The organism is Phaeobacter sp. JH20_37, from assembly GCF_048056015.1.
Classification (GTDB): Bacteria; Pseudomonadota; Alphaproteobacteria; order Rhodobacterales; family Rhodobacteraceae; genus Phaeobacter; species Phaeobacter bryozoorum.
Genome location: NZ_JAYMWW010000014.1, coordinates 180,466 through 202,856, shown reverse-complemented (window position 1 = coordinate 202,856; position 22,391 = coordinate 180,466). Strand labels below are relative to the sequence as shown.

General features: G+C 61.3%; 15 protein-coding genes. 2 read left to right on the top strand and 13 right to left on the bottom strand.

Going from position 1 to position 22,391, the window contains the following annotated elements:
* Nucleotides 1-18: 18 nt before the first annotated feature.
* Nucleotides 19-882, bottom strand: a complete 864-nt coding sequence (locus VWZ87_RS12265) for a hypothetical protein (protein WP_416601045.1) — start codon at nt 880-882, stop codon at nt 19-21.
* Nucleotides 883-1,294: 412 nt separating this feature from the next.
* Nucleotides 1,295-2,077 (bottom strand): hypothetical protein, encoded by a 783-nt coding sequence (locus VWZ87_RS12260; protein WP_416535074.1) that lies wholly within the window; start codon nt 2,075-2,077, stop codon nt 1,295-1,297.
* A gap of 358 nt (nt 2,078-2,435) precedes the next feature.
* Between VWZ87_RS12260 and VWZ87_RS12255 the strand changes: the two genes are divergently transcribed.
* Complete coding sequence (locus VWZ87_RS12255) at nt 2,436-5,768, top strand: glycosyltransferase family 2 protein (RefSeq protein ID WP_416535073.1); 3,333 nt, start codon at nt 2,436-2,438, stop codon at nt 5,766-5,768.
* Between the two features lie 3 nt (nt 5,769-5,771).
* Nucleotides 5,772-6,893, top strand: a complete 1,122-nt coding sequence (locus VWZ87_RS12250) for a glycosyltransferase family 2 protein (protein ID WP_416535072.1) — start codon at nt 5,772-5,774, stop codon at nt 6,891-6,893.
* 29 nt (nt 6,894-6,922) lie between these two features.
* Here the strand turns inward: VWZ87_RS12250 and VWZ87_RS12245 are convergent, their stop codons facing one another.
* The 11 genes from VWZ87_RS12245 to folE2 all read right to left on the bottom strand — a co-directional run bounded on the left by VWZ87_RS12245 (nt 6,923) and on the right by folE2 (nt 22,217).
* Nucleotides 6,923-8,539 carry an AMP-binding protein gene (locus VWZ87_RS12245; protein WP_416535071.1) on the bottom strand — a complete coding sequence of 539 codons (1,617 nt, stop codon included), beginning with the start codon at nt 8,537-8,539 and terminating at the stop codon, nt 6,923-6,925.
* A 1-nt stretch (nt 8,540) separates the two neighbouring features.
* Nucleotides 8,541-9,701, bottom strand: coding sequence for an acyl-CoA dehydrogenase family protein (locus VWZ87_RS12240; RefSeq protein WP_416535070.1), 1,161 nt, complete (start codon nt 9,699-9,701; stop codon nt 8,541-8,543).
* Nucleotides 9,702-9,803: 102 nt separating this feature from the next.
* Nucleotides 9,804-10,607 carry an enoyl-CoA hydratase family protein gene (locus VWZ87_RS12235; RefSeq protein ID WP_260104929.1) on the bottom strand — a complete coding sequence of 268 codons (804 nt, stop codon included), beginning with the start codon at nt 10,605-10,607 and terminating at the stop codon, nt 9,804-9,806.
* On the bottom strand, nt 10,604-11,062 hold the full coding sequence (locus tag VWZ87_RS12230; RefSeq protein WP_416535069.1) for a MarR family winged helix-turn-helix transcriptional regulator: 459 nt from the start codon (nt 11,060-11,062) through the stop codon (nt 10,604-10,606). Before VWZ87_RS12230 ends, VWZ87_RS12235 begins: the two co-directional genes overlap by 4 nt.
* On the bottom strand, nt 11,062-11,820 hold the full coding sequence (locus VWZ87_RS12225) for an SDR family NAD(P)-dependent oxidoreductase (RefSeq protein ID WP_416535068.1): 759 nt from the start codon (nt 11,818-11,820) through the stop codon (nt 11,062-11,064). Before VWZ87_RS12225 ends, VWZ87_RS12230 begins: the two co-directional genes overlap by 1 nt.
* Nucleotides 11,817-14,111, bottom strand: a complete 2,295-nt coding sequence (locus tag VWZ87_RS12220) for a bifunctional salicylyl-CoA 5-hydroxylase/oxidoreductase (protein WP_340546108.1) — start codon at nt 14,109-14,111, stop codon at nt 11,817-11,819. The genes VWZ87_RS12225 and VWZ87_RS12220 overlap by 4 nt, the downstream gene beginning before the upstream one ends.
* 672 nt (nt 14,112-14,783) lie before the next feature.
* Nucleotides 14,784-17,024 (bottom strand): phosphoenolpyruvate--protein phosphotransferase, encoded by a 2,241-nt coding sequence (ptsP, locus tag VWZ87_RS12215; RefSeq protein ID WP_340546109.1) that lies wholly within the window; start codon nt 17,022-17,024, stop codon nt 14,784-14,786.
* Between the two features lie 45 nt (nt 17,025-17,069).
* Nucleotides 17,070-18,308, bottom strand: coding sequence for an aspartate kinase (locus tag VWZ87_RS12210; protein ID WP_416535067.1), 1,239 nt, complete (start codon nt 18,306-18,308; stop codon nt 17,070-17,072).
* A 157-nt stretch (nt 18,309-18,465) separates the two neighbouring features.
* A complete protein-coding gene (locus VWZ87_RS12205; RefSeq protein WP_340546111.1) occupies nt 18,466-19,914 on the bottom strand; it encodes a TrkH family potassium uptake protein in 1,449 nt (482 codons plus the stop codon).
* Nucleotides 19,915-19,978: 64 nt separating this feature from the next.
* The gene (locus tag VWZ87_RS12200; protein ID WP_416535066.1) at nt 19,979-20,743 is read right to left on the bottom strand and encodes a hypothetical protein; all 765 of its coding nucleotides are present in this window, start codon (nt 20,741-20,743) and stop codon (nt 19,979-19,981) included.
* Between the two features lie 370 nt (nt 20,744-21,113).
* Nucleotides 21,114-22,217 carry a GTP cyclohydrolase FolE2 gene (gene folE2 / locus VWZ87_RS12195; RefSeq protein ID WP_416535065.1) on the bottom strand — a complete coding sequence of 368 codons (1,104 nt, stop codon included), beginning with the start codon at nt 22,215-22,217 and terminating at the stop codon, nt 21,114-21,116.
* Nucleotides 22,218-22,391: the final 174 nt, after the last annotated feature.

Here is a 22,391-nt window from a genome sequence, read left to right as displayed (position 1 = left end):
ATACGATCATCTCGTCACTCACGCCTGCATCCCCGCCGCGCGAACCTGTTCGGGCGTTACCAGCTTTGACGCGATCAAGTCTTCGATCTGACGGGTCGTGATATGGCGGCACAATGGATGGCGCTCGTGGATCCACTCGGCAAGGCTCGCACGGCCTTTGGCTTCGGCCTCTCGCGCTTTCTCACGGTCGGCCTGGATCTGGGCCAGTCCCTTCTCCCACCGGCGCATCTTGAGCCAGTTGTCCGAGAAACAGACCTTGCTGCGCGTGTAGCCTTCGCTTTCCTTGGCATAGGCTTTGACCGCCTGCAGCAGGTCATCGGGCGTCACACCGGCCTTCACAGCCGCTGAGATCAGACGCAGACTGGTTCGACGGTCTCGGATCCTGTCTTCGGGGTAGGCAGCCAGGATCTTCTCAGTTTCAAGATCTTCAACTTCCTCCGCCGCCTCGCGCCTGCGCGTAGGTGGTTTATGGATGGTTTTAGGATGGTTTGGGGTCCACCGTGAACCCCGTACCCCGTTCACCGTGGACCCCGTACCGGGTTCAGGCTGGACAGGGTTCACAGTGACCCCCGTCTCAATGTCGGGCTCTGCCGTGGGTTCCAGCGCGGCCACGCGCTCCAGAACGATGCGGTAAATGACCGTGTAGCCATTCTTGCACTGCCGCCGCCCGGTCTCGATCAGAATGCCTTCACGCAGAAAGTCGATGATGGTGCGCTTCACCGTGCTCTCGCTGAGCTCTGTGTGGCGCTGGATCGTCCCCTTGGAACACCAGATGCCCGAACCGTCATCGCTCGCCTTGTCGGCCAGAAACATGATGATCTGCTTGCGCGCGGCGCTGCCAAAGCGGCGCTCTGCGCACTCGTTTGCGATGCGCCAGCTCATGTTCTCACCGCCAATTGGGTTGAGGTCAGACCGGAAATGCCATATGTTTGGAGACGGAAATATTCTTCTATGCCGTTGAGGTGGGTGGCCGCCCCCTCAGCGGTTTTTCTTTGCCTTTTCGCCAGAGGAAAAGCCGGTGAAAAACCGTTTACTTGGGCCTCGTAACCTCTTGAAAAGTGACCCTGAACGAAACAAGTCCGTTTACAATTTTTCCCTTTAAAATCAACAAAATTTTCCGGATTGCAAATCCGTGTACACCGGTTCGATTCCGGTACTCGCCTCCAGACGTCAGATTTGACAGCGCGATGCGCGACAGCTTTGACTGTTTTGCTCGCGTCGCCTCTAAAGGCGGATCTGGCACTTCCCTCCAGGCGTTCAACTGAACTCATCGGCACTGCGCCTACCCCCCGGATCAGGCCGATGTGGATGTCGGCACGCGCTGCCAATAGGCGGGACCGCAGGCGTTTTGTTCCAGAAACCGATAGCGGGCCGTTCGGCGGTCCGGGCTCAGGTGGACCTCCGGTGCGCTGCGGTCTTCGAAACGGTAGGGCAGCACCGAGCGCAGCTCTTGGGAATGCTCCTCAACTGCCCGGATCACCCAAGGCCGCGTGAACATGACCTCCCGTGTCGCCTCCTTGGGGCGCTGAAAGCCCTTGGAGGCCGGGAAGCTGATCTCCCCCTCGATCACAATGCCCAATGATCCGAGGAAATCGCGGTAGTCTTCCTTCAGACGTTCGACCCGGATGATGTGATCGGCGACACAGACACCGTTCACGGAGTAGACATCGAAATCCTGCGGCCAGCGACCGTCGTTGACAAATCTCTTGAAGCGCGGCTCAACCGGGCGTTCGGGGCGCCTGTTTCCCTTCCAGAAGAATGACGAGATCGCCTTTTCCCACGGGTTCCGCTCGGTGCAAACCACATCATAGTCGACGATCTGCTCGCCATATACCCGCAGCGCATCGCTGTATCTGGAATGGTTCTGCAGTTCGATGGTCTCGCCGGAATTGATATTCACGAATTGTGGGTTTTCGATCCGCGCCGCACAGTCGCCGCGCTGATATTCCTCGCGCGGGCGCAGCCTGGTGATCACATCCTGTGGCCCGCAATAGGCGCTAATGGCCAGCTCGATCGAGCTGCCCGCGGTCTTGCCGGGCTTGACGTAAACAAAGTTGTGCTTGTGGCTTACAATCATTTGAACGCGCCCTGAAGGTAGGTTATCGTCCGCTTATGACATGTGGGGTCACCTCAGGCAATGATCGCAAGCAGACGGTCAAGTGGCTCCGGTAGTTAGATAAAAACGAGTTTGAGGACGTGCGGGCGGCCTGGGCTGTCCCTGCTTAATCAGAGGGGCTCTGGTGGCGATACGCCCCTTCGCGAACCTCTCGCAGTCACGAGGATGAGTGTCGAACAGGGCATTGCCGGACAGAAAACCGTTTTGCAGGCTCAGCTTTGCAGCTGGCAGCGGTCGCGCGTCGGATCTCGCGGCCCCGGACGGTAGACCAGCGCCCCTTCGACAGTCCCAGAATAAGAATGAAGCAGTGCGCAATACTATGTCTGACCTCCCGGTAATCGCCTCCCTCTGGATTGGTGGCAATCTCAGCTATCTTGAGCAAACCTGTCTGAAATCCTTTGCCGATCACGGGCATCGCACCCTGCTCTATACCTACGAGACGGTCGACAACTGCCCGCCGGGTGTCGAGCTGATGGATGCAAACCGGATTTTCCCGGCGTCGGATTTCATCCGCCACAAGGTCTCCGGCTCCCCTGCGGTTCATGCCGACGCCTTTCGCTACAAGATGATTTCCATGCAGAATGTGATCTGGGTGGATGCCGATGTTCTTTGCGTCAAACCCTGGGATTTTCAGGACCAATGGGTCTTTGGCTGGGAAAAACCGGGACGGCTGGTCTGTAATGCAGTTCTGGGATTGCCCCGGTTTTCGCGGACGCTACAGCGGTTGAACACGTTCTGCGAAAACGAATACCCGATCCCGCCCTGGGTCAAGGGCGAGGAACGCGCGGCCCTGGAGGCGGCTCATGCGGCTGGCAACCCGGTTCATGTCTCCGAATTGAAATGGGGCGTCTGGGGGCCGTCGGCGCTGACCTATTTCCTGAATGAAACCGGTGAGATGGCGCATGTGAAACCGCAGATGGCCTTCTTTCAGATCTCTTTCAAAGAACGCCGGAACCTGCTGTCACCGGGCTATACCGTAGAGAAGAAGATCGACGAGGGCTGCTATGGTGTGCATCTGTGGAACCGTCGGCTGAGCCGACGCCTGATCACCCATGAAGGCGGCATTCCTCATCCCGACAGCTATCTCGGCCGCGCGCTGGTCCGGCATGATATCGACGCCGCCGCCGCACCGATCCCGGACCGGCCCCCACAGGGCAAACCCACACAGGCCGAACTTGCCAAAGCCGCGGCTGCAACCGCAAAAACCCCGGCTCCGGCGCCACGGGCAGCAGCACATCAGACCGCGCATCCCCTGCTCAAAATGCCGCTGGATCGTCTCACGCAGAGCGCCCATTACCAGCGGGCGATCGACAATCTGGAGCTGCGGACCGAAACACTCGGGGATCGCCTCGCGCCGCTGGCAGAGCCGGTTTCCCACGACAATATCCTGATCCTCACCTCGATGAAGAACGAGGCCCCGTTCATTCTGGAGTGGATCGCCTATCACAAGGCAATCGGGGCGAAACACTTCCTGATCTACACCAACGACTGCCGCGACAATACCGATGCGATGCTGGACCGTCTGGCAGAACTGGGGCTGGTCACCCGCGTTGACAATCCCTGGGATCCGGCCTCCGGCAAGAAGCCCCAGCATGTCGCGCTGGAGGACGCCATGAGACAGCCTGCCTTCAAGGCTGCGGATTGGGTTCTGACCATTGATGTCGATGAATTTGTGAACATCCATGTCGGTGACGGCAGATTTGCCGATCTGTTCAGGGCCGCTGGCGATCCGAATGTGATCTCCTTTACCTGGAAATTCTTCGGCAATGGCGGGGTCGGCACCTATGAAGACCGCCCCATTATCGAACAGTTCACCCGCTGCGCGCCCGAGTTCATCCCAAAACCCCGGCTTGGCTGGGGGTTCAAGAGCATGGTGCATAAATCCGCGCCCTACACCAAGATAGGCGTTCACCGCCCGCTGAAGATCGACAACGAAGACAACGTCTCGCAGGTGCGCTGGGTAAACGGGTCCGGGCGCGTCATGCCTGATATGCTGCTCACCAACAACGGCTGGCGCTCCACCAAACGCTCGCTTGGCTATCGGATGGCGACACTGAACCACTATGTGCTGCGGTCGGCCGACAGTTTCCTGGTGAAACGGGATCGTGGGCGGATCAACCATACCGAACAGGATCAGGGGATCGACTATTGGGCGCGCCGCAACTACGCCTCGGAAACCGACGGGCGGATGCTCAATCGCCTGCCGATGATGCGGGCCGAACTGGATCAGCTGATGGCGGATCCGCAGCTGGCACGCCTGCACGGAGAGGCCGTGCAATGGCATAGGGCCAAAATCGACGATCTGAAATCTCAGCCGGAATACGCCAATCTATATGAAAACCTGACCGAGGTCGCGCGCCCGGATGCGATCTACCTCACCAAGCTTGAGGATCAGGCCGAGGCAGGCACCCCGGCAGGTGTGCAGATCCCCGAACCGGAGGCGCTGCTGCTCTCTCCCGCCCAGATCAAGGCCAAGACCCGGCTGCTGAAAGAGATGGTGCAGGGCAAGATCCGCGTTGCGGACCTGAAAACACGCGAGGCCGAGCTGGGAGCCGATATCGATATCGCCGACCTCGCCCAGAAGATGCAGCGCCCCTCTGCGCCTGCGCCTGCCGTCGTCGCGCCTGCCCCGGCGCCTGCCAGCCGCGTGGTCACGATCGCGCCGGCCGCCACCAATGCCCAGATCAAAAATCAGGGCGCCCTTGATCGTTCCGCCGTCAGGCGTCCGGACGCGCCGGACAGCGCCCAGCCGATGACCGGTGATGCACGGTTCACCGACATGCGCGCCCATGCCGCCCAGCCTGCCGGTTTCTTCTGGGAGGACAAGGACAACGCGCTGTTTTACGAGCCTTCTGGCAAGCGTCTGGTGGTCAGCTTCGACAATATCCATGTCGTCCAGCAAAAGGAGGGCCAGCGCTGGCCCTGGGGTTACAAGCTGCTGTCGCAGACCATGGGCTGTTCGGTGCTTGGCGTGATCGGCGCCAAGCGGAACTGGTTCCGCAACCCCTTTGTGCATGACAGCTTTGACCAGCTGCGCGACAGCGGCTTCTTTGCACAATTTGACGAGGTTCTGTTCTATGGCGCCTCCATGGGGGCCTTTGGCGCACTCACCTATTCGCAATGCGCGCCAGGCTCCAAGGTCTTTGCCATCGCGCCGCAGACCACGCTCGACCGTCGCATCCTGCCGGATGACAACCGCTGGGGCTGGACCGCGCGTCTGGATTGGGAGGACCGCTATGCGGATGCAGCGCAGGCGACCCAATCGGCAGAGGATGTCGTGGTCCTGTACGACCCCTATTTCGCGCCGGATGTGGAACAGGTGAACCGGCTCACAGGTGACAATATCCGCAAGATGAGGATGCCGTTCTTCGGCCACCAGCTGCCGCAGGCGCTGGCCAATATGAACATCCTCAAACCGATGCTGAACGAAATCTGCGAGGGCCGTTTCACCTCCCAACGGTTCTACCAACTGCTGCGCGCACGCCGCGACCTGCCCCGATACCAGCACGACCTCCTGATGAAGGCCGAGGAGAAAAACCACAGGAAACTGGCCATTCAGGTCTGCGAATACACGCTGAAGAAACGCAATGCGAAAAACATTCGCAACTCGCTGGAACGGCTGCGTGCCGAACTCGCCGAGGCAGAGGGCTAGGTCATGACAACACGCCCCGCAAAGACGGCTCAGCGTCTGATCATCACCTGTATGAAAAACGAAGGCCCCTTCATCCTGGAATGGGTCGCCCACCACCGCGCCCTCGGGTTCGATCATATCCTGGTTTTCACCAATGACTGCGACGACGGCACTGTCGAGCTGCTCGATGCGCTGGCGGCCCGTGGCTATGTCACCCGGATGGACAACCCCTATCAGGAGATGGGCAGCGGCTATAATCCGCAGAAAGGTGCGTTGAAATTCGCAGAAGGTCTTGATCTGGTCCGGGAGGCCGAGTGGGTTCTGGTCTCTGATGTGGATGAGTTCGTGAACATTCACGTTGGCGACGGCGACCTCGACAGCCTTTTTGCTGCCACCGGTGATCCAGACATGATCTCGATGCAATGGCGCCTGTTCGGCAACAGTTTCCGCAGTTCCTATGAGGACGTGCTGCTGACACAGCAGCATACCTATTGCGCGCCCAAATACTGCCCTGCCCCGATCCAGGCCTGGGGCATCAAAACCCTGTTCCGAACGCGAGGGGACCATGTCGCCGGAGGCTATGACCGCATTGGCGTCCACCGTCCGCTGAAACGGCGCATAGAGGGGATGCCGAATTGGGTGGCAGGCACGGGAAAACCGGTGCCCGAGGATATGGCCGATCAGGGCTGGCGTTTCGGCATTCGCGACCACGGCTACGACATGGTGACGCTGAACCATTACGCCGTACGCAGCACCGAAAGCTTCCTTGTCAAACGCGACCGTGGCCGGGTGAACCATGTGGAGCGCGACCAGGGGCTGGCCTATTGGATGCGCATGAATTTCAACATGGAACAGGATCTCTCCATCCAGCGCCGCCTTCCGGCAACGAAAAAGGAACTGACCCGGCTCAAACGGCTCAAGGGGATCAAGGCGCTGCATGACGCTGCGGTCACCGCCCACCGCAGCAAGATCACCGAGCTGATGGCGCGCGACGACATGAAGGCCTTCTACGAAGAGATCTCCTCGGCAAAGCTGACGCTGCTTTCACGGCATCTGAATTTCGTCTCCCGTGCCCAGTTCAACGATGGCCCGGACGCAATCTCTCCCGACCTGATACGGCGGCTGGAACAGGTGCCCGTCCTCTAGCAGCCGGAATCCCGAGGCGGATCCCTGCGCTACTCCGCTTTCAGGCGAAACCGCTGGATCTTGCCGGTTTCGGTTTTCGGCAGGGCGTCGATGTAGATGATATCGCGGGGATATTTATAGGGCGCGATGGTCGCCTTGACGTGGTCCTGAAGCGCCTTGGTCAAAACATCCGACGGGCTGCTGCCCTCGGCCAGCACCACATGCGCCTGCACAATCTCTCCGCGCGCCTCATCCTTGGCGCCAATGACCGCGCATTCGGCCACCGCCTCATGCGACAGCAGCGCCGCCTCGACCTCCGGGCCTGCGATATTATACCCGGCCGAGACAATCATATCGTCATTGCGCGCCGCAAAATGCAGATAGCCATCAGCGTCCATCACGAAGCTGTCGCCGGTGATGTTCCAGCCATCGCGCACATAGCTATCCTGACGCGTATCCGCCAGATAGCGACAACCCGTCGGCCCCTTGACCGCCAGCCGGCCAACCTCGCCGCGCGGCGCCTCTTTGCCCTCCGCATCCAGCACCCGCACCTGATACCCCCGGACCGGCTTGCCAGTACAGGCCGGGCGATGATCGTCGAACCGGTTGGAGATAAAGATATGCAGCATCTCCGTCGCCCCGATCCCATCCAGCATCGGTTTGCCAGTCTGCGCCATCCATTCCTCATAAACCGGCGCGGGCAGCGTCTCGCCCGCGGAAACGGCCGCCCGCAGCGACGACAGATCGGCCCCCTCTTCCATCGCGCGCAACATCACCCTGTAGGCGGTTGGCGCGGTAAAACAGACGGTCGCCCGGTATTTCTCGATAATCTCGATGAGATTCGGCGGCGAGGCATTCTCCAAGAGCGTCGCCGCCGCCCCGAACCGCAGCGGAAAAATCGCAAGCCCGCCAAGACCGAAGGTAAACGCCAGCGGCGGCGAGCCGACAAAGATATCTTCGGGCGTCACGCCCAGTACTTCCGCCGCGTAGCCATCCGCAATCATCAACAGATCACGGTGGAAATGCATGGTCGCCTTGGGCGCGCCGGTGGTGCCCGAGGTAAAGCCCAGCAGCGCCACATCGTCCCGGCCCGTGGCCACAGCCTCGAAACTCACCGGCTTTTCCAGCGCCAGCCGGTCCAGCTCGGCATCATGGTTGGAGGTGCCATCAAACCCCACAACGGACGTCAGATATGCCGAGGTTTTGGCGCAGCTCACCAGCTCCTCCATCAGCCGCGTGTCGCAGAGCGCATGGCTGATCTCAGCCTTGTCAACGATCTTGCCCAGCTCCCCCGTCCGCAGCATCGGCATGGTGTTCACAACCACCGCCCCCGCCTTGGTCGCTGCCAGCCAGCAGGCCACCATGGCCGGGTTATTGGCCGAACGGATCAGCACCCGGTTGCCCGGCTTCACCCCCAGATCCTCGACCAGAACATGGGCCAGCCGGTTGGTCCAATCGGCCAGTTCCTTGTAGGTGCGTCGCCGCCCGTTGCCGATCAGGGCGGTATGGTCGCCAAATCCCCTGGCCACCATGGCATCGGTCAGTTCGACCGCGGCATTGAGCCGCTCGGGGTAGTCGAACCCCTCCATCAGGAACTCCGGCCACTGATCTGCCGGCGGCAGGTTATCGCGGGTGAATGTGTCGATATGTGCGCTTGGTCCCAGCATCTCAGCCCCCTTTTTGAAACGCGGAAATCGCCTGACGGGCGATCACCACACGCTGCACATCCGAAGCCCCCTCGTAGATCCGCAACGCTCTGATATCGCGATAGAGTTCCTCGACCTTCTGGCCCTGCCGCACGCCGTCACCACCATGCAGCTGTACCGCCCTGTCGATGACCTGCTGCGCCTGGTCGGTGGAAAACAGCTTTGCCATGGCGGCCTCGCGGGTGATCCGCGCCGCGCCGCTGTCCTTGGCCCAGGCAGCGCGGTAAACCAGCAGGGCGCTCGCATCCACATCCAGCGCCATATCGGCGATATGACCCTGCACCATCTGCAAATCCGCCAGCGGCGCGCCCTGCACATGGCGCGTCGTCACCCGTGCCAGCGCCTCGTCCAGCGCCCGGCGGGCAAACCCCAGCGCAGCCGCCGCCACGGTGGAGCGGAATACATCCAGCACCGACATCGCAATCTTAAAACCGGCCCCCGCCTCTCCCAGCAGGGCGCTGCGCGGGATCCGGCAATCTGTGAACCTCAGCCTCGCCAATGGATGCGGCGCCAGTGTTTCCAGCCGCTCCACCACCTCAAACCCCGGCAGGCCCGCAGGCACCACAAAGGCCGAGAGCCCCTTCGCCCCCGGTCCCTCGCCGGTACGGGCAAACAGAGTATAGACATCGGCAATCCCGCCGTTGGAGATCCAGGTCTTCTCCCCGTTCAGAACGTAATGATCGCCATCCAGCGTCGCGGTCATGGTGGAATTGGCCACATCCGACCCCGACTGCGGCTCCGTCAGGGCAAAGGCCGCGATCGCCTTGCCCGAGCGGGTCAGCGGCAACCACTCCTGCCGCTGACCCGCGCTGCCAAACAGGGAGATCGCCCCGGTCCCGAGCCCCTGCATCGCAAAGGCGAAATCCGCCAGACCGTCGTGCCGCGCAAGCGTTTCGCGGATCAGGCAGAGCGTGCGCACATCCAGCGCCTCTCCGGCCATGGCGCCGGAATGCTGCGTCCAGCCGCCTGCACCAAGCGCCGCAACCAGCGCCCGGCAGGCCGCGTCGGTATCGCCGTGATCGATATCCGCCAGGGCCCCGGCAGCCCAGCTCTCCAGCTCCTCCGCCAGCGCCCGATGGCGTTCTTCGAAAAACGGCCAGCTCAGAAACGTCCTATCCGCCATATCGCTCCTCCCGGGACAGGGCAGCGCCTGTCATCTTTCCCCAAATACTCCCGCCGGAGGCCTCTGCGCCCTCCTCCGGCGCCGGGGTCTCCGGGGGTCGGATCAATCCCCTTCAAACAGGGGTTTTTCTTTCTTCACAAAGGCCTGATAGGCGCGCTCGAAATCGGCCGTCTGCATGCAGATCGCCTGCGCCTGCGCCTCGGCCTCGATGGCCTGTTCGATCGACATCGACCATTCCTGTGCCAGCATGGTTTTGGTCATCATATGACCAAAATTCGGACCCGAAACGATCCGCTCAGCCCAGTTGCGCGCCTCAGCCATCAGCTCGTCAGCGGCCACGATTCGGTTGTGAAACCCCCAGGCATGGCCCTCATCCGCGCTCATGGATCGCCCGGTATAAAGCAACTCCGCCGCCCGTCCCTGACCGATGATCCTCGGCAGGATAGCACAGGCGCCCATGTCGCAGCCCGCCAGCCCGACGCGGGTAAACAGAAAGGCCGTCTTGGCCTCGGGCGTGGCGATCCGGATATCCGAGGCCATCGCGATGATCGCACCGGCCCCGACACAGACGCCGTCCAGCGCGGCGATGATCGGCTTGCCACAATTCACCATCGCCTTGACCAGATCGCCGGTCATGCGGGTAAAGGCCAGCAGCTCCTTCATCGACATCTTCGTCAGGGGGCCAATGATATCATGCACATCGCCGCCGGAGCTGAAGTTGCCGCCGTTGGGTGCAAAAACCACCGCCTTTACGTCGTCATCGTAATGCAGCTCGCGAAACCAGTCGCGCAGCTCGGCATAGCTCTCAAAGCTCAGCGGGTTCTTCCGCTCGGGCCGGTTCAGCGCAACCGTTGCGACACCCGCGTCAACAGAGCACAGAAAATACTTGGTATCCGTCGAGATCATCCCTTGCGTCCTTCATTCTCAAGCCGTTTAGCCACCTGATCCAGCGCGTCGGACAGTGTCTGCACCTCCACCTCCTGCACGCTGTCAAACATCCGGTCGATCCAGGCCTCATGCGCGGCGGCCTGGCGGGCAAATTCCGCCACCCCCGCCTCGGTCAGCCGCACCCGGCTGGCGCGCCGGTCACCGGGCACCTTTTCGCGCTGCACGTGGCCATCATCCACCAGCCGCTCGACGATGCCGGTCACATTGCCGTTGGAGACTTTAAGCACGCCGGAGAGTTCACTCATCTTCAGCCCGTCAAGATGCTGGCTTAGCGCGGCCATCACGTCAAAACGCGGCAAAGTCGTGCTGAACTCCTGCCGCAGGTTCTCGCGGATTTCGCTTTCCACGGCGCGGGTGGCCTTCAGAACCTTGAGCCACAGCCGCAGCCGGTCCTTGGAGCGGTCGGTCTGCATCAGATCTCGCCTCCGGTGATCGGCAGCGCACTGCCATTGATGGATGCGGCAGCCGTCCCGGCCAGATAGAGCGCGGCATCCGCCACCTCCTCCGGCTGGATGAACCGCCCCTGTGGATTGCCTGCACGCAGGGATTTCGCCGCGTCGTCAGCGCTCATGCCGGTGGTCGCCACAATGGTGGCAATCGACCGCTCCAGAAGCGGCGTCTCAATGAACCCAGGACAGATCGCATTCACCGTGATCCCGCTGCGCGCCAGCTCCTGCGCCAACGCCCGTGTCAGACCGATGACCCCGTGTTTGGCCGCACAATAGCCCGCGACATAGGGGTATCCCTTCAGTCCGGCAGTAGAGGCCACGGCGATCATCCGTCCCCAGCCTTCGGCCTTCATATCGGGCAGCGCCGCCTGCCACAGGTTGAACACCCCCGACAGGTTGACGGCAAGCGCGGCTGCAAAATCGCCCTCATCCATTCTGGCAAAGGGCTTGGAAGGCGCCGCACCCGCGTTGGCAATGGCAATGGTGATCGGGCCCTGCTGTTCACGGGCCGCCGCAAGCGTCTCGCGCACCGCCTCGGCATCGGTGACATCACAGGCCAGTGGCAGGCCGTCCACCTCGGCGGCGACGTCCTCCAACGGCGCCTTGCGCCGCCCCAGCAGCGTTAGCCGCGCACCCTGCGCCGCAAAGCCCCGCGCAAGGGCGGCGCCCACGCCAGAGCCGCCGCCGGTGATCACCACATGTTTCCCGCAGATCTCGCTCATGCCCGGATCACCTCCGCCTCGCGGTCGGCCAGACGCCAGGCCTGATCGCGCCCGGCCTGATAGGGCAACGGCCAGTCTGCATGGCGATCACCGATCCGCGCCGCCTCATGCAGGGTCCAGTAGGGATCTGCCAGATGTGGCCGCCCGACACAGACCAGATCCGCCCGGCCGGCCATCAGGATCGAATTGGCGTGATCCGCCTCATAGATATTGCCCACCGCCATGGTTGCAATGCCCGCATCATTGCGGATCCGATCCGAAAACGGTGTCTGGAACATCCGGCCATAGACCGGCCGTGCCTCGGGTGTGGTCTGTCCGGCGGAGACGTCGATGATATCCGCGCCCGCCGCGGTGAACGCCCGCGCAATCTCGACCGCCTCTTCCGGCGTGACGCCTTCATCGCCGACCCAATCGTTGGCGGAAATACGCACGGACATCGGCTTGCTTGCAGGCCAGGCTGCCCGCATCGCCTCAAACACCTCCAGCGGGTAGCGCAGACGGTTTTCCAGCGCGCCGCCATACTCATCGGTTCGAATGTTGGATTTGGGCGAGATGAAGGATGAAATCAGATAACCATGCGCCGCGTGAAGTTCGATCATGTCAAACCCGGCGCGATCCGCCATCTGAGCTGCGGCCACGAATTGCGCCTTGATGGCCTCCATTTCCTGCGCTGTGATCTCGCGCGGGGCCGGATTATCCTCAGTCCACGCAAGAGCAGAGGCCGAAACCGTCTCCCAGTTCCCCTCTGGCAGCGGCGCGTCCATGGTCTCCCAGCCCAATTGGGTGGAGCCTTTGCGGCCCGAGTGGCCGATCTGACAGCAGATCTTGGCGTCGGTCTCGCTGTGTACGAACTCCGTCAGCCGCGTCCAGGCGGCCTCATGCTCGGGCGCGTAAAGCCCCGGACAGCCGGGCGTGATCCGCCCCTGCGCCGACACACAGGTCATTTCGGTATAGACCAGCCCTGCTCCGCCCTTGGCGCGTTCGCCGTAGTGGATCAGATGCCAGTCGGTCGGGCAGCCATCCTTGGCCTTGTACTGCGCCATCGGCGACACCACGACACGGTTCTTCAGCTGCATCTCCCGCAGCCGGTAGGGGGCGAACATCGGCGGGCGCACCGGGGCATCCTCGCTGGCACCCGCCCGCGTCTGGAACCATTTCTCGGCAGAGGCCAGCCAATCCGCATCCCGCAGGCGCAGGTTTTCATGGGAAATCCGCTGCGACCGGGTCAGCAGCGAATAGTTGAACTGCACCGGGTCCATATCCAGATAGCGTTCCACATCCTCGAACCACTCCAGGGAGTTGCGCGCCGCCGATTGCAACCGCAGCACATCCAGCCGCCGCTCCTCCTGATAGCGGACAAAGGCCTGTTCCAACGTCGGTTCGGTGCTAATGAACTCCGCCAATGCGATGGCGCTGTCAAAGGCCAGTCGCGTGCCCGACCCGATGGAGAAATGCGCCGTGGCCGAGGCATCGCCCAGCAAGACCACGTTCTGATGATACCATGTTTCGCAAAGCACACGGGGGAAGTTGATCCAGACCGCCGAGCCGCGCAGGTGATCCGCGTTGGAAATCAGCGCGTGCCCATCCAGATGATCGGCAAAAATCGCCTCGCAGGTGCGCAGGATCTCGTCCTTGCTCATCGCCTCAAAGCCCCAGTTTTCCCAGGTCTGGGCCGAGCATTCAACGATCACCGTCGCGGTGTCAGCGTCGAACTGATAGGCGTGGATCCACATCCAGCCATGCTCTGTCTTCTCAAAGATAAAGGTAAAGGCATCATCGAATTTCTGCTGTGTGCCCAACCAGATAAACTTGCAAGGGCGCACATCGACGTTTGGTTTGAAATGCGCGGCAAACTCGGTTCGCACCCGCGAATTCAGCCCGTCGCAGGCCACGACCAGATCATAATCCGCCTGATAGCTCGCGGCCGATCCGACTTCGGTTTCGAACCGCAAATCAATACCCAGTTCGCGCGCCCGCTCCTGCAGGATCACCAGCATCGCCTTGCGACCGATGCCCGCAAACCCATGCCCGCCCGACACGGTCCGCACGCCGTCATGCACCACGGCGATATCGTCCCAATAGGCGAATTTATCGCGGATCCGCTCGGCGCTGACGGGATCATTGGCGGCCAGATTGTCCAGCGCGTCATCAGACAGCACCACACCCCAACCAAAGGTATCATCGGGCTTGTTACGCTCAAAAACCGTGATTTCGGCATCCGGCTGACGCAGCTTGGTCGAAATCGCGAAATACAGGCCAGCGGGGCCGCCTCCCAGACAGGCGATTTTCATGGTGCCACTCCCCTATTGCGATCAAAGCTGAGCACAGGATAAGCGCACGGCAATAAATTTCAAGCTTAAACTTTTAAACTTGAAGCTTTTGCCAGACCTGCAGGAGATCCGCATTAAGGGAATATTCATCTCCGCTCTGCAATACTGGCAAGAGCATGACTCTTGCCCCGGTTTTCTCGGACGCCATCGCCATGGGCGCGGAAACCCAAGCTATTCAGCCATAATTTCCCGATAAATTTCAAGTGGATAAGCCCCACAATTGATGTAGAGAACTTGTCTCAAACGGGTCATCCGATCTCCCGCAAAACCACAATTAATTCAATGTTTTCAGATAGATAAAACAACCTGAACAACAGGGACGGCGCTGTGGATAAGTTGGGGGACAGTTTGGGCATTCTCAACTCAAACGAGACACCCTGCCGGGACATTCAGAACCGACAAAAATATCGAGATAAGTCAAGTTTGGAAGGTATTTACAAAATGTTAAAGAGTAAATTCGATTGCGCAGTCACGATTCATCAAGACCAAACCAAAGCCACCAGCCAGACCCGTTACCTACGGCTATCCACAACACACTCATAGGCTGTACCCCTAACCTGATCCTCAGTCAAAAAAACCGCGCAGCCTCGGCTGCGCGGTCCCAATGCAGACTATGGTGCGAAGGATCCCGGCTCAGAGCTCTCGCAGATATTGCATCACAGCCGGACGCACCGTTTGCTCGCCTCGGTGGCGTGCGTCGGCAATGATTTTGCGAATAGCATTCAGATCGACACGCATCAGCAGCGATTTGACCGGGCCAACCGAGGCAGGTCGCATCGACAGAACCCGCAACCCCATCGCCGCCAGGCAGACCGCCTCAATCGGGCGCCCGGCGTCCTCGCCGCAAAAGCTGAGCGGTGTCCCGGAAATCTCGCAACGCTCAACGATTTGCGCGATAAAGCTCAGGTAGCTCACATTCAATGTGTCGTAACGCTTGCGCACCCTCTCGTTTTCACGGTCCGCAGCAAAGAAAAACTGCTTGAGGTCATTGCCGCCGATCGACAGGAATTCGACCTCGTCGAAAAACTTCTGCGGCGCAAAGGCCAGCGACGGGGTTTCCAGCATGGCCCCGACTTCCAGTTTTTCCGGCAGCGGATGCCCGAGGCGCCGTTCGCGTTCCAGCGTCTTGGCGACCTCGGCCTTGGCGGCGCGGAACTCCTCGAACTGCGCCACAAACGGGAACATGACCGTCAGCGGACGCCCGTTGGCGGCGCGCATCAGCGCCTGCAACTGCATCCGCATCACACCGGGCTTGTCGAGACCAACCCGGATCGCCCGCCAGCCAAGTGCCGGATTCGGTTCATCGGTCGGCTTCATATAGGGCAGCACCTTGTCCGACCCGATGTCCAGCGTGCGGAACACCACCCGCTTGCCGCCAGCCGCATCCAACACCCGCTGATACAGCGCCACCAGTTCGGATCGTTTCGGCATCTGGTTGCGGACCAGAAACTGCAATTCGGTTCGGAACAGCCCGACGCCTTCGGCACCGGAGTTTTCCAGCGACGGCAAATCGGCCATCAGCCCGGCGTTCATCAGCAGGTTCACACGTGTGCCGTCGCGGGTCAGCGCCTGTTTGTCACGGATCGAGGCATAGCGTTCCTGCGCCTTGGCCTGCATCGCGATCTTGTCGCGAAAGGCCCCCACAACGGTGTCATCCGGCCGCAGATGTACCACACCCTGCTCCCCGTCCACCATGATATGGTCGCCGTTCAGCGCCTCGGTGGTGATGCGTTTGGTGTGAACCACCAGCGGAATGGCCAGCGCGCGCGCAATGATCGCCGCATGAGAGCCGACAGAGCCTTCCTCCAGCACGATGCCACGCAGGTTGCGGCCATATTCCAGCAGTTCACCGGGGCCGATGTTCCGTGCAATCAGCACCGGGTCCTCGGGCAGCTCAGCACCGGTTTCACGGCCCTGCCCGGTCAAAATTCGCAGCAGCCGGTTGGACAGATCATCCAGATCGCTCAGCCGCTCGCGCAGATAGGCATCCTGCACCTGCCCCATGCGCGCCCGCGCCTGGGACTGTTCTTTCTCCACCGCCGCCTCGGCACTCAGACCGCGGCCGATGTCCTCTTCCATCCGCCGCATCCACCCTTTGGAATTGGCGAACATCCGGTAGGCTTCCAGAACCTGCAACTGTTCCTTGTCACCGGTCTGGGAGACCTCCAGCATCTTGTCGACGCCGACCCGCAGCTCCTCGACCGATTCATGCAGGCGCTCAAGCTCGCGGTGCGGGTCATCGGCAATCGGATTGGTCACAACAACGCGCGGCTCATGCAGCCAGACGTGGCCTTCAACAGCGCCTTCCTGCGCGATGGTTCCCCGCAGCAGAACCGGTTGCTGGTGCAGGGGCGACAGCGCCGCGCCCTCGCCAACAAAGGCGCCAAGCTCGGTCATTTCGGCAATCACCATCGCAACCACTTCCAGCGCATAGACCGCATCGGCGGAGAATTCGCGCGCGTCCTTGGACTGCACCACCAGCACGCCCAGCATCTCGCCAAGCCGCTGAATCGGCACCCCCAGGAAAGAGGCATAACGCTCCTCCCCGGTTTCCGGCATATAGCGGAACCCCTTGGCGTTGGGGGCATCCGGGGTGTTGACCACCTTGCCATAGCGCGCCACACGGCCCACCAGCCCCTCGCCGATCCGCATACGTGTCTGGTGTACGGATTCAACGTTCAGACCCTGAGTCGCGCAGAGCTCAAGCGTCTCCTCGTCCCGGAACAGATAGACCGAGCACACCTCGCTGCGCATGCTATCGGCGATCAGCTGGGTGATCTTGTCCAGCCGGGCCTGACCGGCATCATCACCGGCCATCGCCTCGCGCAAGCGCATCAACAGATTGCGACTTTCGGATTCGGTCGTCTTTACCATGGGGGCCGTTCACACAGGTTTCGGTGTCAGGCAGCCAGGTCCAGATCAGGCCGCCTTGTCCAATTCAAAGGCATCATGCAGTGCTTGCACTGCAAGTTCCATGTATTTCCGGTCGATCAGAACCGAAATCTTGATTTCGGAGGTGGTGATCACCTTGATGTTGATGCCCTCGTCCGACAGCACCTTGAACATCTTGGCTGCAACCCCTGATTGTGAGCGCATACCGATGCCAACCACCGAAACCTTGGCAACATCACGGTCAGCCAGCAGTTCGGCGTAGTTCAGCTCGCCCTTCTGCTTTACCGCCTGCAACGCCTGTTCGGCGCGCGCCACCTGATCGGTCGGGCAGGAGAAGGTCATATCGGTGCGACCCTCGGCCGAGATATCCTGAACGATCATATCGACGTTCACACCTGCATCGCTCAGCGCGGTAAAGATATGTGCCGCGATGCCGGGACGGTCGGCGACCGATTGCACGGTCAGCTTGGCTTCGTCACGGGAATAGGCCACACCGGCCACAACATTGGATTCCATGATTTCCTCCTCGTCGCAGACCAGGGTTCCGGCCTCGTCGGACTGTTCCTCAAAACTCGACAACACGCGCAGCTTCACCTTGTAGCGCATCGCCAGTTCAACAGAGCGGGTTTGCAGGACCTTGGCGCCCAGCGAGGCCAGCTCCAGCATTTCTTCAAACGCGATCCTATGCAGTTTGCGCGCCTTATCGCAGATCCGCGGGTCGGTGGTATAGACCCCGTCCACATCGGTATAGATATCGCAGCGCTCCGCCTCAAAGGCCGCGGCAAAGGCAACAGCGGTGGTATCCGACCCGCCCCGGCCCAGCGTGGTGATACGGCCTTCAGGGCTGATCCCCTGAAACCCTGCAACCACGGCGACGCGCATGCCTTCGCCGAACTTCGCATTGATGTTCTCCGGCGGGATCTCTTCGATCCGGGCCTGACTGTGGGCACTGGTGGTTTTCAGCGGCACCTGCCAGCCCTGCCAGCTGCGCGCGGGGATATCCATCTCCTGCAGCGTCAGCGCCATCAGACCCGCCGTCACATTCTCGCCCGAGGAGACCACAGCATCATATTCGCGCGCATCAAACAGCGGCGAGGTCTCATTGACCCAGCCGACCAGCTCATTGGTCTTGCCCGACATGGCAGAGACGATAACGATCACGTCATAGCCCTTGGCCACCTCAACGCCCACGCGTTTCGCCGCGCGGCGGATGCGGTCCAGATTGGCGACAGATGTACCGCCGAATTTCATCACAAGAACGGGCATTGGGCAAAACTCTCCGTGCGCTTGCGGGTTTCAACTCCCCGCCTCTTATGCGAGCGGCCCCACAAGGGCAAGCCTGCGGATTGTAGCGATACACGCAGAAACGCCGGTGCAACACGCAATTTTGATGCGTCAAAGCGGCGCGTTTCGGTCGATCTGCCTAGTTGCGCCAAAAACGGATGGTCAGAATGGCATAGACCGCCATCAGCTCCAGCCGCCCGATCAGCATCGCCGCACTCAGGATCCACTTGGCGCCATCGTTCAGCGTGGAGAAGTTGCCCGCAGGCCCGATCCGGTCGCCAAGGCCGGGGCCGATATTGGCCACAGCCGTTGCCGCCCCCGACACCGCCGTCACAAAATCAAGCCCGGTCAGCGCCAGCGCCCAGGCCACGATCCCCAGCGTGACCACAAAGAACATGAAAAAGGAGATCACCGAGCTCAGCACCTCGGCGTCCACCGCCCTGCCCTGATAGCGCGGGACAAACACCCCATGCGGCGAATGAATGCGCTGGATCTGCACCCGGATCGAGGCGAACAGCAGCTGATAGCGGAAAATCTTGACCGAACAGGCGGTTGACCCCGCACAGCCGCCAATCAGCCCGATAAAGAAGAACAGCATCACCAGAAAGCTGCCCCACTGCATGTAATCAACGCTGGCGTAGCCGGTGCCGGAGATGATCGAGGTGATATTGAACAGCGCCTCGCGCACCGCCTGCTCGGGGTGGTGAGGAAACACATAGACCAGCACACAGGCCGTCACCACGACAAGGATCAGGATGGTGGCCAGAAAGGTCTGGATCTGGCTGTCACGAAACAGCGGCTTGGAATGGCCGTTGACCATCTGCACATAGCGCACAAAGGGCAGCGCCGCGAGGATCATGAACACCGATGCAGCATATTCAGGCGCGCCGGTAAAGGTGCCGAAAGACGCATCATAATTGGAGAAACCACCGGTGGAACATGTGGTCAGCGCATGCACCAGCGCGTCAAAGGGCTGCATCCCCAACAGCATATAGACCACCATGCAGGCCACGGTCAGGCCGACATAGATCAGCGAAATCTGCTTCGCGATTGCCTGCGCGCGTGGCAGGATTTTCCCCATCGTGTCAAAGGCTTCGGAGCGGAAAATCTGCATGCCGCCAACCCGCAGCTCCGGCAGGAACACCATGGCCACCACGATGATGCCGATGCCGCCCAGCCATTGCAGGATGCCCCGCCACAGCAGCAGTCCGCGCGGCAGACCATCAAGGCCCGAAATCACGGTGGAGCCGGTGGTGGTAAGGCCGGACATCGCCTCGAAGAACGCATCGACAAAGCGCAGTTCAGTGGCGCCCAGCATCAGGGGGATCGCCCCGAACACCGGCAGCGCCACCCAGACCAGCGTCGTCAGCAGAAAGGTCTGCTGGATCGTCAGCCCCTCGCGCACCCCATTGGCACAGGACAGCGCAATCAGCCCGCCGCCAAGGATGGTGATGACGGCACTTTCGAGAAAGACCGGCCATTCCCCCTGCCCGTCGTATAGATCGACAGCCAGCGGGAACACCATGGTTGCCCCAAGGATGGCCACCAGAAGGCCAATGACATATCCAACCGGACGCAGATCCAACATGCGCGCAGCGTTGGCCTCCACCGGGCGGAGTGTCAAGAGACTGCGCGACTGTTGCGACCCGGGGTTAGGGTTTTGTCGACTTCTGTGACACCGTGCCGACCTTCGCCGTCATCGCACTGGCCGACGTGCCGCCCCCACCGCCCTGACCGGTCATCAGCGCCTGAGTGCTGGTGGTTCCGGCCTGTTTCGCGCCAACCGGCGACAGCTGAGCCCGCGCAGCGGGCTGCGATGCAGGCGAAGATGCCGGGGCCGGATCCTTGGCGGGCATCGCTGCCGGTTTCGACGGCGCGCGGGTGGTTTTGCGGCTTGGTCCGGCGGCGGCGGCCTTGGCGGCGGGCGTATCGGGTGTCACGGCAGCAGCAGCGGCAGGGGCCGCAGGTTTTGCCACATCCGCTTCGCTCGTCGCGACCTTGCGCTTGCTGGAAAAATCGGACGCCCCGGCTGTATCCGCCTTGTCGGTGGGCTGCGGCGTTGGCGCAACCGTCGGCGTGCTGGTCGCCGCCTTGGTCCGTGCCGGGCGGGTTTTCTTGCGGGCAGGCTTGCGCTGCGGGGCGGGCTTTGGTTTTGCGGCCGCAGGTTTCTCCGCAGCGGTTGCGGCAGGCTCGGCACTGCGGCTGGCTGCCTCCGTGCTGCGCGCGGCGGTGGTCTTGACACGGGTCTGGTTCAGCCCCACCGCAATCGCATGGCTGGCAACCGCCATCTGCGCGGCGGGCATTGCTCCCATCAGGGCCACGGCCCCACGCCAGAACCGCATCTGGCGCCCAACAAGCGTACCTGCCAATGCAGCAGGTGTCCGGGGAAGGTCGGTGAAGTCGAGTAGAGGGATCATCAAAATCTCCTGTTTGGCGGGTGGCATCCGCCGCGATATGGCTGCGCCAGACATCAGGGCCAGAGATCAGACGGCCTTGCTGGCGCAGATGAACAAGAGACATTGGTCTGACCATCTTCCGAACCCGGTAAGCTCGGCGCGACAGCCCTGGCACGAGGCCCCCTCCGCCCCTCGGACAGGGGGAACGACGCAGCGCGCACCCCCACAGGTTGCAACTCTATCTGATTCCTTTTGCATTGCAGCATAAATAATGCCGCATTGCAGAGTCGCCCGTAAAAAGCGCGAAAAACCGCCGCCTAATCAGGCAGCGGTGTCGGGTCTATGTCGGAAAATGGGGCGACAGGCACGATTGGCGTCCTGCGCGCCCGGATCACCCCTGATGGATCAGGGTTGCGAACATCCGCGGGTCGATGCTGCGCGCCGCAAAGGTCGGCCCCTGCGTCAGCACGCTGATCGCATCATGGCTGTGCAGGCTCTCCTGATGGCTGGCCACCACCCGGAAGTCGCCGATACGGGAATCCGATTGCAGCGCCTCGCAGAACAGCCGCGCGGCATCTTCGACAAAGATCGGATTGGCCGCGTTCAGCTCGGCAAAGGCCTGCTCATCCTCGCGCTTGACCATGACCTGGGTCTCGGTCGGCACCGCGCGGCGGCAATGGTCGATCACATCCTCGAACCACAGAACCGGCGCGCCCGGCTCCTGCACCAGCGAAATCCGCGCCACCGAGCGCTGCGAATGCGGCGTCGCCAGCTGGCCACGGGCACTGCGGGCATGTTCGCTCAGCTCAAGCGAACAGGGACAGGTCGAGGAATAGACGTAATCCAGATGGATGATCTTCGTCCGCTCGCCATCGTGATCCACGATTTCCAGAGCGATATCATAGTATTGATAGCCCGACAGGCCCGAACGCAGGCTTTGCACCTTCACCGGGAAGGAAAACCGCATCTGCAAACGTGCATCAAGGCTTTCGAGATCGGTGAGGTAATCATCAAGCGCCGCTTCCATCACTTCAAAGCTGAAAGTGCGTTCAGCGTGTTTGTAAAACGACCGCATGATCCGGGACATATTGATGCCCTTCTTGTCGGCATCCAGGCTGACGGTGCCGGTCACGCTGGTTTCCAGCGTCAGATCGCCATTGTCGCGGGTGTGAAAGCGAATCGGCAGGCGAAAATTGGAAATTCCGACGTGCTGGATCTGCTCATGGGCGCCGCGGATCAGGCTGGACGGCCCGTTCTGCAGGTCCGGCAGGGTCGCACGATAGCTGCTATCGGCCTCAAACTCCTCAGGGTAGTGGCGCGACAGATCGGGATAATTACCAACGGGTGCATCCGGCAGAAGCCGTGCAACCACAGGGTTTAGTTGAGCAATTTCGGTCTCGGTTGCCGTGCTGGCCCATTTGCGCAACAGCTCGAGTGCATCCTCTGCATCTGCTCGATCAGGCGCCTTGGTCAGATTACGCGAGTGAGAGTTCATGAAACAGAGACCTCCGCTGACGCTGCCCGATCATCAGGCAGCAGGATTAGTTTTAGTCTGTTACGCAGCAGATCGCAAAACAGATCATTCAAAAGCGTCGTGTTTTGCGCATTTACGGCGATTGACGCCAGATCCTTTTGGATCACGCTTGGCATCGGGGGCAGCGGCGACGCG

Bases quoted from the DNA above. Each gene is read 5' to 3' on its own strand.
- VWZ87_RS12265 (WP_416601045.1), bottom strand. From the start codon at position 882: ATGAGCTGGCGCATCGCAAACGAGTGCGCAGAGCGCCGCTTTGGCAGC.
- VWZ87_RS12260 (WP_416535074.1), bottom strand. From the start codon at position 2,077: ATGATTGTAAGCCACAAGCACAACTTTGTTTACGTCAAGCCCGGCAAG.
- VWZ87_RS12255 (WP_416535073.1), top strand. From the start codon at position 2,436: ATGTCTGACCTCCCGGTAATCGCCTCCCTCTGGATTGGTGGCAATCTC.
- VWZ87_RS12250 (WP_416535072.1), top strand. From the start codon at position 5,772: ATGACAACACGCCCCGCAAAGACGGCTCAGCGTCTGATCATCACCTGT.
- VWZ87_RS12245 (WP_416535071.1), bottom strand. From the start codon at position 8,539: ATGCTGGGACCAAGCGCACATATCGACACATTCACCCGCGATAACCTG.
- VWZ87_RS12240 (WP_416535070.1), bottom strand. From the start codon at position 9,701: ATGGCGGATAGGACGTTTCTGAGCTGGCCGTTTTTCGAAGAACGCCAT.
- VWZ87_RS12235 (WP_260104929.1), bottom strand. From the start codon at position 10,607: ATGATCTCGACGGATACCAAGTATTTTCTGTGCTCTGTTGACGCGGGT.
- VWZ87_RS12230 (WP_416535069.1), bottom strand. From the start codon at position 11,062: ATGCAGACCGACCGCTCCAAGGACCGGCTGCGGCTGTGGCTCAAGGTT.
- VWZ87_RS12225 (WP_416535068.1), bottom strand. From the start codon at position 11,820: ATGAGCGAGATCTGCGGGAAACATGTGGTGATCACCGGCGGCGGCTCT.
- VWZ87_RS12220 (WP_340546108.1), bottom strand. From the start codon at position 14,111: ATGAAAATCGCCTGTCTGGGAGGCGGCCCCGCTGGCCTGTATTTCGCG.
- ptsP (WP_340546109.1), bottom strand. From the start codon at position 17,024: ATGGTAAAGACGACCGAATCCGAAAGTCGCAATCTGTTGATGCGCTTG.
- VWZ87_RS12210 (WP_416535067.1), bottom strand. From the start codon at position 18,308: ATGCCCGTTCTTGTGATGAAATTCGGCGGTACATCTGTCGCCAATCTG.
- VWZ87_RS12205 (WP_340546111.1), bottom strand. From the start codon at position 19,914: ATGTTGGATCTGCGTCCGGTTGGATATGTCATTGGCCTTCTGGTGGCC.
- VWZ87_RS12200 (WP_416535066.1), bottom strand. From the start codon at position 20,743: ATGATCCCTCTACTCGACTTCACCGACCTTCCCCGGACACCTGCTGCA.
- folE2 (WP_416535065.1), bottom strand. From the start codon at position 22,217: ATGAACTCTCACTCGCGTAATCTGACCAAGGCGCCTGATCGAGCAGAT.